Below are 14,679 nucleotides of genomic sequence, written 5' to 3' on the forward strand. Positions count from 1 at the left end.
TGCCTGAACGGGGCGGCGTTCGCGTCGCCCCGTTTCGCTGTCACTCGTCGCGGTGCACGGTCTCTGGCGCGAACGCGGGGCGGCAGACGGCGACGTACTCGGCGCCGTCGGGATAAGGGGAGCTGTAGCGCACCCACTCACCGGCTTCGGCACGGACGGCTTGACCTTCGCGCACCTCGAGGCGGCCACCCTCGTGCTCGACGACGAGCACGCCGTGCACAACGAGCGTCCACTCCTGGAACTCGGGGCGTTGCCCCGGCTCCTCCCAGCCACCCGGACTGCGCATGCGAGCGATGCTGATCGTGTCGTCGCCCGTGTTGACGCGTCCGACGTACTCGTCGATGACCTTGGGCTTCGTCCCGACGGCTTCGACGGTGGTGGGTTGTTCGACAAGCGTGGGCATGTGGCCTCCTCCTGTGGCGAGGCCGTGACCCTACTCGACCATCTCCCCGTTCTCCGCCGGGCCCAGAAGTGGTTGGAGCGCCTCCCAGGCGCCGATTCCGCATCCGTCGGTCCGGTGGACGTCGAGATGGACGTCCTCGCCGTCCATCACACCCGTCACACTCGCGGTCTGTGGCCCGCCATACTCCTGGGTGCAGGTCTCGGCCGCGAGCGCCTCCCGGGCCGCCTCGATCCGGTCGGGAAGGTCGTCGCACACCTCGTCCGCAGGTAGCTCGGCGCGGTCGGTGGGCGCGTCGCCCGACCACCCGGGATCGTCACCGCACCGCAGGGCGTACTCGGTGGTCGTGGCGTCCTCGTCGGGCTGCACGGCGATCTCGATCTCAGCCGCGGGCGCCTGCTCCTCCGGTGGTTCGTCCACGACGGGGATCGCGTCCTCGGCACAGGCCGCCGCGAGCAGGACCACGATCAGCAACAGACCGATGCGCATCCCTCGCCGGGCCATCTCCTCCTCCTCGCCACGGGCCACCGCGACTCTGGGGCCGTGCCCCTCGGTAGTGCGGTCACCATTGCGACGCACCGCAACCGGTGAAGGTTCCACGTCATCGCCTGCCGCATCTCGTCCTCGACCGCCGACCCTACGTTCCCGCCGATCCCGATGCCCTTGGCCATCGGTGATGGAGAATCAGACCCTTATGACGCGACGACGGACCTTCACGGACAACTCGGCGATGTCCGGCGCCGCTACGGGTGGACTCCCAGGAAGCCCGTACCGAGGACGACTCCGAAGACGAGCAGCATGAACACGATGCCGACAACGGTGAGGGCGAGCCCGACCCATCCGAGGATGCGCCCCACCCGACCGAGGTCGTCGCTCAGGTTGGGGTTGTCCTCGGCCTCGTTGCGCGACATGTAGCCGGTGATGAGCGCGACGATCGCCCCGATTACGGGCAGCACGAAGAACTGGATGATCCCGAACACGAGCGAGACGATCCCGGTCGTCGTGTGCTGCTTCTGCCCGCCCGGCTGCTGCTGGTACTGATAGGGCTGTTGGTACTGATGGGGCTGTTGGTACTGATGGGGCGGTTGCCCGGAAGGCTGCTGGGAACCTGGATCAGTCATGGTCTCGTTGCTCCTCTCAGCTCGCGGAGCCTCCCGCCAAGCTCGGCGTCGCTGTTCGGAAGCGTGACAGGCTGGCCCGTGGAAGGAAACCGGGGACGTGCCCCAAGCAATGCGGGTTGGCCCTGACCAGCCTATGCGCGCGCTCCCCCCGGGTGCCGACACCCGTCCGACACGGTCCCCCGGGGGCAGCGCCCGGGGGTCTGGTTCCGTGTGAGGGCGGTTCTCGTCTACCGACAGCTGCTGCTCCAGCACCGGAGCGTGGCCGCGGCGCATGGTGCGGCGAGACGAAGAAAGGGGATCCCGACCGGGATCCCCCTTCAGGTGCTCGCTCGAGGAGCCTAGGCGTCGAGCAGGAACAGGTTTTCGACGTAGTCGACCATGAGGACAACCTCGGCCGAGACCCAGGTGTTGGCGACGACGTCGGCTTCGGCATCCGACGTCTCGTCCTCGTCCTCAGGGGCCTCGTCCTCCGGCGCCTCATCCTCCGGCGCCTCCTCCTCGGGCGCCTCATCCTCCGGCGCCTCATCCTCGGGCGCCTCGTCCTCCGGCGCCTCCTCCTCGGGCGCCTCGTCCTCCGGCGCCTCCTCCTCGGGCGCCTCGCCCTCGGGAGCCTCATCCTCCGGAGCCTCGTCCTCAGGGGCCTCCTCCTCCGGGGCCTCGTCCTCCGGCGCCTCGTCGATCAACTCGACGCCGTCACCGACGATGAGGTTCTGGACGTGCTCGATGAACAGCACGAACTCCGCGAAGATGCCGGTTTCGATGCCAGCCTCCGGCGCCTCCGGCGCCTCGTCCTCGGGAGCCTCCTCCTCAGGGGCCTCCTCCTCAGGGGCCTCCTCCTCAGGGGCCTCCTCCTCGGGGGCCTCCTCCTCGGGAGCCTCCTCCTCGGGAGCCTCCTCCTCAGGCCCCTCCTCCTCGGGAGCCTCCTCCTCAGGGGCCTCCTCCTCGGGAGCCTCCTCCTCGGGAGCCTCCTCCTCAGGGGCCTCCTCCTCGGGAGCCTCCTCCTCAGGGGCCTCCTCCTCAGGAGCCTCCTCCTCAGGGGCCTCCTCCTCAGGGGCCTCCTCCTCGGGAGCCTCCTCCTCAGGGGCCTCCTCCTCGGGAGCCTCCTCCTCAGGGGCCTCCTCCTCGGGAGCCTCCTCCTCAGGGGCCTCCTCCTCGGGAGCCTCCTCCTCAGGAGCCTCCTCCTCAGGGGCCTCCTCCTCAGGCGCCTCGTCCTCCGGCGCCTCGTCCTCCGGCGCCTCGTCCTCCTCGGCGGGTTGCAAGCCCGGCGGGTTGAAGTTGCCGTCCTCGTCGCAGTGGGGGTTCATTTCTCCGGCGGCGCCCGGACCCACGCAGGGGGGATTCGGCGGGGGAACCTCTCCATCCTCCTGCGCAACCGCGAGCGGTGCCATAACGAGCATCAAAGCCGCGAGCGCGGCCACGAGCGTGAATGTCCTCCGCATGTGGACACCTCCTGGTCCATCGGTGTTGCGGACGCGGAACATTCAGCAAGTTCTGCGCGTAGCCAACAACAGCCCGGACGGACAACGCCTCTTGGGCCAGGTGCCAGGACCAGCGAACAGAAAGATCCCGCCTGTTGCCATAACACCATCGACGTCGTAGCCGTCGTCCGAACTCGCGTCGGATTCCAGAACGCACCCGTGCCGGGCAGCGTGCGGGACGGCCGTAGGGCGCCAGCGCTCAAGCGCCGTGTCCGTACCCGCCGACTCACCCGATGGGGAACGTGTGCGAACGGCCGACCGACAACTCGAAAGCCGGGAGTACGAACGTTCAGGTGGCCCCGACGAACACACGAAGCGAAATTGAGAGCCCGACACGATTACTTCCCGGCAACTCAACAATACATCCACATGGCCAACGTTTACGGTTTCCAACGTTGACTCTGGAACTTCCGATACGGAAACCTTGCGCGGGCGGACCCCATTCAAAACAAATTCTCTCCTCGAACGTCGCAGCAACGCGCTGAAACCGAGCCACCTCAGCCAGCTAGCACCGCAGTCGGGCCAACACGCCGTAGTGGTCGGAGGCCATGACCCCGTCCACGGGCTCGACGCCGACCAGTTCGGTGGAGCGCACTCGGCCACGCGCCTCGGCGCCCCCGGCGGCGGCGAGCACGTAGTCGATCCGCCCCGAGGGGACATCCCCGGACACGTGGGGGTTGGCGGGGTCGAGCGTCCGACCGAGCTCCGCGGGACGAGTCTGCGCCCAGGCGTCGACGAATCGCATACCCACGTGCGGCGTGGACGTGCCGCCGGTCAAAGCGCGCACCTCGTCGGCGTCCGGGGTCGCGTTGAGGTCCCCCGTCACGATGGACCTGCGCGAACCGGCGTCGAGCGTGCGTAAGGCCTCACCGAGCACGGCGACCTGCCGTTGCCGCAGCCAGGACCCGTCCCGCAACGCGCTGAGGTGGGTGGTCAGCACGGGCAGGGGTCCGCCGGGTGTCTGCAGATCGACTCCGAGGGCGATACGAGCCAGGTCGACGCCGCCGCCGATGGGCAGGCGCCAGACGCGAGCGCTGATGATGGGCCACCGACTGAGCACCGCGAGCCCGAAGTCGACGCTGTCGTCCCCGATCTGCCGCTGCAGTTCCCACGGGGCAGGCGACGGAGCCCATGCGACCTCCAGTCCCAGGCGCTCCCCGAGCTAGACCGCGAGGTTCTCGCCCCCACTGGCCCAAACCTCCTGAAGGGTCACGACGTCAGCGTCGGCTCGGCGCAGGACCTCGAGGATCGCGGGCTGGCGCTCCCGCCAAGGCCCGAATCTCCACCACACGTTCCAGCTCAGCAGACTGAGCCCATCGGAGTGCGAGTGATCGATCATGCCGGAAGTCTCCCAGGCAGCTCGCATCCGTGGTGCTTCCCGGGAAGGGACGCCCTCCGGAGACCGTCCCGCCGGTGGCGGGCCTTGAGACCCACGGCACGACCGGCTACCGTCAAGAGGCAGCCAAGGACGCGTCGCAGGAGAGTCTCCGCGCGCCGATGCCGCCACCAGCGGCACCCGGCGGCCGGAGCGCCGAAGGAGCAACCCGCCCCGGGAATCTCTCAGGCACCCGTACTGCGACGACGAGGCACCTCTGGAGACATCGGCCCGCGGGCCGGTACCGAAGGGGCGAGTCGGGTCCCCGTGACCCGGTGAAACTCTCAGGTCTCAACGACAGAGCCGGGGCAGCTTGCCGACCGCAGGCTGCCCGCGCGACTGTCAGGATCGACCGTGAGCGACACAGCCCCGAGCGACCCACCCCTCGCCCGAACACCGCTGCACGCGCTGCACGTCGCGCACGGTGCGCGGATGGTGCCGTTCGCGGGCTTCGAGATGCCGGTCCAGTACCGCGGCATGATCGCCGAGCACGAGCACACGCGCGCGGCCGCCTCACTGTTCGACGTCGCGCACATGGGGATCGCCTCCGTCGAGGCCCCCGACCGCTCGCTCGAGGAGACCGCGGCGGCTCTCGAGACGGTCGTGCCCGGCGGGATCACGACGCTCGCGCCGGACCGCAGCCGGTACACGTTCCTGACGAACGACCGCGCCGGGATCGTCGACGACCTGTTCGTGAGCCACACGGGCTCGGGCTTCACGCTCGTGCTGAACGCCGCACGAATCGACACCGACCTCGCGCATCTCCAGGAGCAGCTGCCCTCCGGCGTGCGGATCGAGCTCCGCCGGGACCGCGGCCTGCTCGCCTTGCAGGGGCCCCACGCGGTGAATGCACTCGGCAGACTCGCCCCCGAGGTCCGCGAGCTGTCGTTCATGGACGGCGCGACCGTGTCGGTGGACGGTGTCGACGTCCGGGTGAGTCGCTCGGGCTACACCGGCGAGGACGGGTTCGAGCTCGCGGCCGCGGCCGACGATCTCGCCCCGCTCGCGGAGCGAATGCTGGCGCAGGAGGAGGTCGCGTTCGCCGGTCTCGGTGCGCGGGACAGCCTGCGGCTCGAGGCCGGCCTGTGCCTGTACGGCCAGGATCTCGACGAGACCACGACGCCCGTCGAGGCGGGCCTCACCTGGGCGATCCCCAAACGCCGACGTGGGCCCGACGGCGGGTACCCGGGAGCGGAGACGGTCGCTCGACAACTCGAGCAGGGCCCCGAGCGCGTGCGCGTCGGTGTGCGACTGGTCGGGCGCCGACTCGCTCGACCCGGAGCCGAGCTCACCGACCCGGATACCGCGCCCCTGGGACCGCTGACCAGCGGGTCGCACGGGCCCACCGTCGGGGGGCCCATCGGGATGGGCTACGTCCCCCCGACCCACACCGAGCCCGGCACACCGCTCGTTGCCGTGGAGCGGGGCCGTCCGCTCGACGCACAGGTCGCCGCCCTGCCGTTCGTTCCCCATCGCGTTGTCCGCTGATCCACGTTCCCCGGCCGAGGAGACACCGTGAGCTCGCACGAGACGACCTTCAGCGACCGGCACATCGGACCGTCGGCGGCTGACCAGGCCGAGATGCTCCGAGCACTCGGGTACGACTCCGTCGAGGAACTTCTCGACGAGACCATCCCGAAAGCGATCCGCAGCGACCGGCCGCTGGCCCTGCCAGCGGCCCGCAGCGAGGAGGAGGCCCAGGCCCGCCTCGCCGAGCTCGCCGACCGCAACGAGCCGATGACCAGCCTCATCGGCATGGGCTACCACGGCACCATCACGCCCGCGGTCATCCGACGGAACGTGCTCGAGAACCCCGCGTGGTACACCGCCTACACGCCCTACCAGCCCGAGATCAGCCAGGGCCGGCTCGAGGCGCTCCTCACCTTCCAGACGATGGTGACGGACCTGACCGGTCTGGACATCGCGAACGCGTCGCTGCTCGACGAGGGGACCGCCGCCGCCGAGGGGATGGCCATGGCGCGACGCGCGGCGGCGCGGGGCGCGCCGGGCGGCCCGGGCGAGCGCTTCGTCATCGACGCCGACACGCACCCGCAGACCATCGACGTGGTGGCGACCCGGGCGCGGGCGCTCGGCCTCGACGTCGTGGTCGGTGACCCGGTCGCCGACCTCACCGACGACACGTTCGGCGTGCTCCTGTCGTACCCCACCTCCACCGGTGGAGTGAGGCACCTCGGACCGGCGATCACCGCCGCGCACGAGGTCGGCGCGATCACGGTCGTCGCGGCCGACCTCCTCGCGCTCACGTTGCTCGCCTCCCCCGGCGCGCAGGGGGCGGACATCGCCGTCGGGTCCACGCAGCGGTTCGGGGTTCCGATGTGGTTCGGCGGCCCCCACGCGGGTTACATCGCGGCGCGGGAGAGCGTGACCCGCCAGCTGCCCGGGCGGCTGGTCGGCGTCTCGGTCGACGCGCACGGCAACCGTGCCCTGCGGCTCGCGTTGCAGACCCGGGAACAGCACATCCGCCGTGAGAAGGCGACCAGCAACGTCTGCACCGCGCAGTCCCTGCCCGCGATCGTCGCGGCGATGTACGCCTGCTACCACGGACCCGAGGGCTTGCGGGCCATCGCCGAGCGGGTGCACCGGCACGCGTCGCGGCTCGCCGACGGCCTCGAGACCGTCAACGCCGAGCTCGCCCACGAGGCGTTCTTCGACACCGTCACTGCTCGCGTCCCCGGTCGCGCGACGGCGATCTGCGACCTCGCGCGCACCCAGGGGCTGAACCTGCGCCACATCGACAGCGACACCGTCGGCGTGAGTGTCGACGAGACCACCGACGACGCGACGGTCGACGCCGTCCTGACGGCGTTCGGCGCGGATCCCGCGGGGGTGTCCGCCCCCGGGGCCCGCGTGCCACAGGAGCTTCGGCGCGAGGACGACTACCTCACCCACGAGGTGTTCCACAGCTTCCGCTCCGAAACCGCCATGATGCGCGAGCTGCGCCGGCTGTCCGATCAGGACCTCGCCCTGGACCGGACGTCGATCCCGCTCGGGTCGTGCACGATGAAGCTCAACGCGGCCGCCGAGATGGAGCCCATCAGCTGGCCCGAGTTCACCCAGCTGCACCCGTTCGCGCCGGTCGACCAGGCGGAGGGCTACCTGCAGCTCATCGGGGAGTTGGAGGACTGGCTCGTCGAGATCACCGGTTACGACACGGTGAGCCTGCAGCCCAACGCCGGCGCGCAGGGCGAGTTCGCGGGGCTGCTGGCGATCAAGCGCTACCACGAGGAGCGCGGCGACGACCAGCGCGACGTCTGCCTGATCCCCGAGTCCGCACACGGCACGAACGCGGCGAGCGCGGCGATGGTCGGGATGCGCGTGGTCGTCGTCGCGTGCGACACGCACGGGAACGTCGACCTGGGCGATCTCGAGGCGAAGCTCGACGAGCACGCCGATCGGGTCGCAGCGATCATGGTGACCTACCCCTCGACCCACGGGGTGTTCGAGGAGAGCATCACCGACCTCTGCCGGATGGTCCACGAGCACGGTGGGCAGGTGTACCTGGACGGGGCGAACCTGAACGCGCTCTGCGGCCTCGGCCGGCCCGGCGAGTTTGGCGCGGACGTCAGCCATCTCAACCTGCACAAGACGTTCTGCATCCCCCACGGGGGTGGGGGGCCCGGCGTCGGACCGGTGGCCGCGCGGGCGCACCTCGCCCCGTATCTCCCGACGAGCCGCGCGCGCCCCGAGGCCGGCCCGCAGGAGACGGGGGTGGGCGCGATCAGCGCGGCGCCGTGGGGCTCGGCGGGCATCCTGCCGATCTCGTGGGCCTACATCGCGATGATGGGCGACGAGGGCCTCACCCGCGCGTCCGAGGTCGCGATCCTCGCCGCGAACTACGTCGCGCGCCGGCTGTCCGAACGCTTCCCGATCCTCTACACCGGCCCAGCCGGCACGGTCGCGCACGAGTGCATCGTCGACATCCGGCCGGTCGCGAAGGAGAGCGGGATCACCGCGGAGGACATCGCGAAGCGGCTCATCGATCACGGGATCCACGCGCCGACGATGTCGTTCCCCGTCGCCGGCACGCTCATGGTCGAGCCGACCGAGTCCGAGCCGAAGGAGGAGCTCGACCGCTTCTGCGCGGCCATGCTGCAGATCGCCGACGAGGTCGATGCCGTGCGCTCCGGCGCGGTGCCGTTGGAGGACAGCCCGCTGCGGCGCGCGCCGCACACCGCGAGCGACCTGTTGCGCGACGACTGGGATCGCCCCTACTCCCGCGACGAGGCCGCCCACCCGGTCGGGGCGCGGCGTGACGCGAAGTACTGGCCGCCCGTAGCGCGCATCGACAACGCGTACGGCGACAAGCACCTCGTTTGCACCTGCCCGCCCGTCACCGAGCAAGCGGACGCGTAACGCAACGCGCGTTCGGACGCGGACGGACACACCGGGTTCACGGCGAACGCCGGCGTCATCGCCCGCGTTTGTAGCGCAGGCCGAGCGCGCCCGTGCAGAACGTGGTGACGTCCTCGAGACGCCAAGCCAATGCGGGCCGGCCGTCCGGTGGCAGCAGGCGCGTCCCATCGCCGCCGATGCCGGGGAGCAGGTCCACGTAGAGCTCGTCGAGCAGTTCGACGTCGAGGAGCGCACGGATGATGCTCGCGCTGTTGAGTACGAGGATGTCGCTGCCCCGCGTCCTCTTGAGTGCTCGCACCTCGGTGCAGAGATCGGCGGTCACCCGAGCGTGCTTCCAATCGACGGCGCACAGCGTCCGGGAGAAGACGACTTTTTCGGCCCCGTCGAGCCAGGCGGCGAACGCCCGATCGCGTGCCGGGGCCTGCGGGTCTCTGCCACCGGCGGCCAAACCTCCGACGACTCCTCGTAGTTCGTGCGCCCCAGCAGGACCGTGTCCGCACCGCCCCACAAGCCCTCGAAGTAGGCCGTCATCGGCTCGTGCCGCACATTCTCGGCCAGTAGGGACACGCCCTCGTCCGGCCCCGCGGCGACTCCATCGCTGGAGACGTGCGCCCAACCGATGACCTTTCGACCGTCCTGCAGTGTTGATACTTCATCGCTGACCATCGACCGATACCTTGTTGGCAGACATTGCGCTATCAGCCAAGTCAGACGTCGTCCGTCCCTCGCGCTCATCGGCGGGCGTTCGACCGGGCGCTGTCCAGCGGATCGGCAGCGCGGGCTGATATGCGCGCGTCAGGCAGCCTTGGCCACGCGGTTGCGCCCGGCGGCCTTCGCTTCGTAGACGGCCCGGTCTGCGCGCGAGAGGAGTTCGTGCGGCGACTCGGCGCCCCGTTGCGTCGCGACGCCGAAGCTCGCGGTGACGCGCCCGACCACCGGGTGGTGGAGCCGGGCCAGGGCTTCGCGGGCGCGGCCGGCGAGCCGCTGGGCCGCGTCCGCACCCCCGCTGGCGAGGACGAGGAACTCCTCCCCGCCCCATCGGCCCACCAGGTCGCCGCGCCGTGTCTCCTGCTCCAGGGCGGTGCCGACCGCGCGCAACACCGCATCGCCGACCTCGTGGCCGTGGGCATCGTTGACCAGCTTGAAGTGGTCGACGTCGATGACGATGACGGAGCAGTCGTCCTCGCCCGAGAGCCGCTCGGTCAGGGCCGCCTGCAGCGCCCGACGGTTGGGCAGCCCCGTGAGCGCATCGGTGTGCGCGAGCCCCTCGAGCCGCTGAGCGTCGTCCTCCGACGCCGCGAGCTGGTCCTTCAGGTGCGCGAGGCCCCGCAACAGCAACAGGATCGCCCCGAGCGCCACGAGGGCGCGCACGAACCCGAGAAGCCCCGTCACCGGCGCGCCCGCGAGCACCTCCGGCAGCACACGGCTGCCGATGATCACCGTGAGCGCGGCGTAGATCGCCGTCGACAGGCGGACGCCGTCGCGGGTCTCCAACGCGAGGAACGAGAACAGGAACAGGATCACCACGTTCAGGAACGAGGACTCGCTCAACGCGAGCTGCGCGGACGCGAGGTCCGGGGCGGTGTGCACGAGCCACGCCACCTGGGCGAGCACGAAGGCCGAGACGGTGACCAGCGCGACCCGCTCGGCGCGGGCGACGCTGAGCCGGCGCGTGAGCATCCCGAGGCCGAGCAGGGTCAGCAGCGCACCGAACGGCAGGTAGAGGACCCCGATGAACGCATCGGTCTCCCCGCGCACCGCCCAGGTGGCGAACACCGCCGGCACCCCGACGAGGAGCGCCAGCAGGTAGACGCGGCGACGCATCCTCTCGCCCGCGGTCGGCGTGCCCGACTCACCGATCGCCGTCGCTGCGGTCGACGGCGCGTCGCCCGGCGTCCCCGCGTCGCCCATGCCTGTCGATCCCCTGTCGGGGCGGTGTCATCGACCCGCCGCCTACATCGATCCCGCCAGACGTTCGCCTCGTGCCACCGATACGAACGAAAGTCAATGGGAGTATGGCACCCCCCGGCGCTCCCGTCGAACGCGCCCGCAGTCCGGGTGGACCCGAACGGCCGTTCAGGTGAGACCGAGCAGGCCGACGACGGCGAGGAGCGTACCGCTGCCGACGACCACGGTCGCGCCGAGGACCGGCACCGCGGTCGCGATCCGGTGCGCCAGTTGGCTGTCCGTACTGCGCCGGACGAGCGCATCGCGGCCCGCGAGCGCGAGGGTCGCGATCGCAGCGACGCTGGCGGCCAGCCCGACCCCGAACGCGGCCACGAGCAGCAGGCCGACCTCGACCCGCCCGGCCAGCCAGGTCGTACCGAGCAGGACCAGAGCGGTGGGCGAGGGCAAGAGCCCACCGGCGAGCCCGACCGCCGCGAGCTCGCGACGCCGGGGGACGTGTCCGTGCCCGCCGTGGTGATGGTGGTGGCCCGGACGCCGCAGCATCGTCACACCGACCACGACGATCACGCATCCGGCCACGACGGCGAGCGCGGGGCCGATCGCGGCGCTGCGGGCCGGGTTCCAGGGCACCAGGTGCAGGATCGCGCCGAGCGCGAGCACGGTCCCGGTGTGCGCGACGGCGACGAGCGCGCCGACCGCCAACGCGTCGCGCCGTCGTCCCCTCCCCCCGCTCAGGTACGCCGCGGTCGCGGCCTTCGCGTGACCCGGCGCGAGTCCGTGGCCGGCACCGACGGCGAGCGCGAGCAGGATGCCCACGGCCAGTGCCGGCACGGTCGGTTCCACGTCGGCCAGCGCGTCGACGCGGGCCTGGGCGGACTCGGTCAGGCCGGGCCAGGCCGTCAACGCCCCCAGTGGGTCGCTGCCGCCGTCGAGGGTCATCACGTGGCGTGGCACGTCGGAGGTGAAGGCCGCGAAGTCGCCCTCCCCCGCCTCACCCGCGAACGCGACGGTCCGGTAGCCGGGATCGACGTCGTGCAGCAGCACGATCTCGAGCTCCACACGGTCGACCGGCTCGGGACAGGCGAAGCGCACCTCGATCCCACCGTCGAGCACGTCGCGGGCGGGTTCGACCGTGCGCTCGCAGCCGACGCCGTCCTGATCCAGTGCGACGCGCTCGTGGACGTACTCCACGAGCACGGGATCCGCCGATGCCTCCAGGCGCTCGTCCTCGGGCAGCGGGTCCCCGACCGCCCACCAGCGATACTGCTCGCTCGTGCCCTCGGGGACGAGGTCGAGATGCTCGAGCAGGTCGGCGACGTCGTCGTCCTGTGCCCTCCAGACGAGGGTCACCGCGCGACCGTCGGCGGAGAGCTCGGCGGTCGGCGGTGGCCCCGAACCGGGCGGGTGAGCGGCCGCGGGCGCCACGAGCGCCAGCACCAGCAAGCTTGCGAGCACGGCGACGACGACCACGCGCCTGGTGCGGCGCATCGGTCGGCGCATCGCCCTCCCCCGCGAGCTGTCCGCTTCCCCGACCCCAAGGGTGGGCGGTCACCGCAGTGTGCCCCCGCGCGGGCGAGGCGGCAGCGGCTCGGTCAAACGGCTGTGGACGACCCGCCGGACGCGACACGGGACCGCCACCGGTCGACACCGTCGCCGACGGCGTCGTGGACCGCCGAGGCGATCGCCGCGCCGACCGGCGTGGCCGGGCCCGCGAAGTCGGACGGCGTCGACGTCCTCGGGAGGTGCGGTGTCCACGGGGGCGCCGCCTCCGCGGCTGCTGCGGTGACGCAGAGGCTGTCGGTCGCGGTGCCGGTCGCCGGCGTGACGCCGTCGGGGCCCACGACGCCTCGTCCCGACAGTGCCTGGACCTTGGCCTCGACGGCAGTCTGCAGTGCGCCGAGCAGGCCCGTGGGGCTGAGCGGCACGGCGGTCGTCACCAGGAGGTTGATGGTGCCCACCTCGACGTTCGCGGCCTCCAGGCCCGTGGAGACCGACGAGCGGGAGCCACCGGCCGCGGCCAGCGGCCGGCCGAGCCCCACGGTGGCCACCGCACGGGCGCCGTCACCGAACCCCTCGCTGTGATCGCCGACGGCCGCGGCCGTGAGCATCCCGACGACGGGCCCGCTGAGACGCAGGCCTCGGGCCCGCTCGGCCAAGTGCGCGGCGGGATCGGTACGCGCGTAGTCGCGGGGCACCTCGAGGTTCAGCCACGAACGGATCCAGCCGACCCCTCCGCCGAGCACGGCGGTCGAGGCGCAGGGCCGGGTCTGCGGGAACCGCACGACGAGCGCCCCTTCGAGGAGTCGCGGCGCGCCGTCGGCGGGGATCACGCGCCGGCCTCGACGACGGCCCTGGACAGTGCGTCCAGGAACCCGCGGTTGGTCCCGGGGGCGCGGACCGCGACCCGCAGGTGGTCGCGCGAGAGCCCGGGGAACGTCGACCGTCGCACCGCGATCCCCCGCGCGGCCAGCGCGTCGGCCACGGCCTCGCCGTGGGGGACGCGCAGGAGTACGAAGTTCGCGGCGCTCGGCCAGCTGACCACGCCCGCGATCCCCGTGAGGCCGCGCTGCAGCTCGTCGCGGGCGGTGGCGACCTCGGCCGCCACCGTGCGGCGGTAGGCCTCGTCGCCGGCGCACCAGGCGAGCGCGACGTGCGCGAGCGTCCCGGTGGGCCACGGCCGGTGCGCGGCAGCGAGCCGCGTCACGAGGTCCGACGGGCCGAGCAGGCACCCCGCACGGATCCCGGGGATCGACCAGAGCTTGGTGACGGTCCGCAGGACCACCAGGCCGGGTAGGTCACGCACGTGGGCGAGCCCGGCCCCGGGCTCGTCGACGAAGTCCATGAACGCCTCGTCGACGACGGTGAGGCGCCCCGGTCGACAGAGCGACGCGATGACGTCCGGGGGATCGAGCGTGCCGGTGGGGTTGTTGGGGTTGCCGAGCACGACGAGGTCCGCGTCGTCGGGCACACCGGCCGGGTCGAGGCGCCACTCGGCGGCGGGGTCCCGTGAGAGCCGATGCACCGGCACGCCCGCGGTCCGCAACGCGGCCTCGGGTTCGGTGAACTGCGGATGCACGACGCAGGCGCGGCGGACGCCCCCGGCGAAGGCGAGCAACCACAGGGCGTCTACCGCCCCGGCGGTGATGAGGACCTCGGACGGGTCGCGACCGAACCGTGCGGCCATCGTCGCGGCGGCGGAGGCGGGATCGGGGTAGCGGTCCACGCCCTCGAGCGCCTGCACGAGGGCGGTGCGCAGCCCCTCGGGCGGCCCCGACCAGTGGACGTTCACGGCGAGGTCGAGCTCCGCCGCACCGGCCGCGGTATCGCCGTGCACGCGCAACGGGTCCGGTCGGGCGGCGCCGTGGGGGCCGCCCCACGGCTCAGCGGCCGCGCCGGACGTGGGCGGCCGGGCCTCCCCCGCCGAGCTCAAGGGCGCGGCCTCCCCCGCCGGGCTCAAGGGCGCGGCCTCCCCCGCCGGGCTCGACGACGCAGACTCCCCCGCGGGAAGCGGAACGACCCGCCCCGCCACGACGAGCTCGACCTCGTCCGCCTCGGCCGCCAAGCGCTGGCGGGCGTCGCCGAGCGCATCGAGCCACCGGCGCGACGCGCCGTCGCTCGGGAGGAGGCCGAGGCCGGCCTCCTCGGCGACGACCAGGACGGGGCCGCCCCGGCGGTGCCCGGCGGCCCGCCAGAACGCGTCGAGCTCGTCGAGGGCCGCGTCGAGGTCGTCGAACCGGTCCGCCAGCCAGGCGCCGAGACCGTCGAACAGCACCGCGGCTTCGTCGCCGGCCGCGCGGAGCGCGTCGGGCAGCGGCGGGGCCTCGCCGACGACCTGCACGGTGCGCCAATCGTCGGGGCGGCGAGCCCGGTGGCGCGCGATGCGGCCGGCGAGCTCCTCGTCGGCCTCGTCCGCCCGCAGTGTCGCCAGGTAGACGACGTCGCCGTCCCCGGCGAGCCAGGACTCGGCGCGGGCGGACTTCCCCGACCGCACGCCTCCGGTGACGAGCACGCGTCGCGCCACGG

At 72.2% G+C, this 14,679-nt stretch carries 11 protein-coding genes, 1 pseudogene and 1 riboswitch; of the genes and pseudogenes, 2 read left to right on the forward strand and 10 right to left on the reverse strand.

Annotated features, from left to right (window positions below; genetic code table 11):
- Window positions 1-40: 40 nt before the first annotated feature.
- From ER308_RS09710 to ER308_RS09725, 5 genes and pseudogenes are all read right to left on the reverse strand, one after another.
- Window positions 41-403, reverse strand: coding sequence for a cupin domain-containing protein (locus tag ER308_RS09710; RefSeq protein WP_131154801.1), 363 nt, complete (start codon window positions 401-403; stop codon window positions 41-43).
- A gap of 30 nt (window positions 404-433) precedes the next feature.
- Window positions 434-904, reverse strand: a complete 471-nt coding sequence (locus ER308_RS09715; protein WP_131154802.1) for a hypothetical protein — start codon at window positions 902-904, stop codon at window positions 434-436.
- Between the two features lie 239 nt (window positions 905-1,143).
- A complete protein-coding gene (locus ER308_RS09720) occupies window positions 1,144-1,521 on the reverse strand; it encodes a DUF4190 domain-containing protein (RefSeq protein WP_131154803.1) in 378 nt (125 codons plus the stop codon).
- Window positions 1,522-1,859: 338 nt separating this feature from the next.
- Complete coding sequence (locus tag ER308_RS21520; RefSeq protein WP_165491959.1) at window positions 1,860-2,960, reverse strand: hypothetical protein; 1,101 nt, start codon at window positions 2,958-2,960, stop codon at window positions 1,860-1,862.
- A 544-nt stretch (window positions 2,961-3,504) separates the two neighbouring features.
- Window positions 3,505-4,365: pseudogene (locus ER308_RS09725) on the reverse strand (endonuclease/exonuclease/phosphatase family protein).
- A gap of 100 nt (window positions 4,366-4,465) precedes the next feature.
- Window positions 4,466-4,585, forward strand: a riboswitch (glycine riboswitch).
- 143 nt (window positions 4,586-4,728) lie between these two features.
- On the opposite strand from ER308_RS09725, the gene gcvT reads away from it, so the two are divergent.
- Window positions 4,729-5,862 carry a glycine cleavage system aminomethyltransferase GcvT gene (gene gcvT / locus ER308_RS09730; RefSeq protein WP_131154805.1) on the forward strand — a complete coding sequence of 378 codons (1,134 nt, stop codon included), beginning with the start codon at window positions 4,729-4,731 and terminating at the stop codon, window positions 5,860-5,862.
- A 27-nt stretch (window positions 5,863-5,889) separates the two neighbouring features.
- Complete coding sequence (gene gcvP, locus ER308_RS09735) at window positions 5,890-8,748, forward strand: aminomethyl-transferring glycine dehydrogenase (protein WP_131154806.1); 2,859 nt, start codon at window positions 5,890-5,892, stop codon at window positions 8,746-8,748.
- A gap of 55 nt (window positions 8,749-8,803) precedes the next feature.
- Here gcvP and ER308_RS09740 read toward each other — a convergent pair whose 3' ends face one another.
- The 5 genes from ER308_RS09740 to ER308_RS09760 form a co-directional block, all read right to left on the reverse strand.
- A complete protein-coding gene (locus ER308_RS09740) occupies window positions 8,804-9,196 on the reverse strand; it encodes a dihydrofolate reductase family protein (protein ID WP_165491962.1) in 393 nt (130 codons plus the stop codon).
- A gap of 347 nt (window positions 9,197-9,543) precedes the next feature.
- Window positions 9,544-10,659, reverse strand: coding sequence for a GGDEF domain-containing protein (locus ER308_RS09745; protein WP_131154808.1), 1,116 nt, complete (start codon window positions 10,657-10,659; stop codon window positions 9,544-9,546).
- A gap of 165 nt (window positions 10,660-10,824) precedes the next feature.
- Entirely contained in the window at window positions 10,825-12,144 is a 1,320-nt protein-coding gene (locus ER308_RS09750; RefSeq protein ID WP_131154809.1) for a hypothetical protein, read from the reverse strand.
- Window positions 12,145-12,248: 104 nt separating this feature from the next.
- Window positions 12,249-12,986 (reverse strand): adenosylcobinamide amidohydrolase, encoded by a 738-nt coding sequence (locus ER308_RS09755; RefSeq protein ID WP_131154810.1) that lies wholly within the window; start codon window positions 12,984-12,986, stop codon window positions 12,249-12,251.
- Window positions 12,983-14,677, reverse strand: a complete 1,695-nt coding sequence (locus tag ER308_RS09760) for a bifunctional adenosylcobinamide kinase/adenosylcobinamide-phosphate guanylyltransferase (RefSeq protein ID WP_165491963.1) — start codon at window positions 14,675-14,677, stop codon at window positions 12,983-12,985. Before ER308_RS09760 ends, ER308_RS09755 begins: the two co-directional genes overlap by 4 nt.
- Window positions 14,678-14,679: the final 2 nt, after the last annotated feature.

Origin of the sequence: Egibacter rhizosphaerae (assembly GCF_004322855.1) — a bacterium.
GTDB lineage: Bacteria > Actinomycetota > Nitriliruptoria > Euzebyales > Egibacteraceae > Egibacter > Egibacter rhizosphaerae.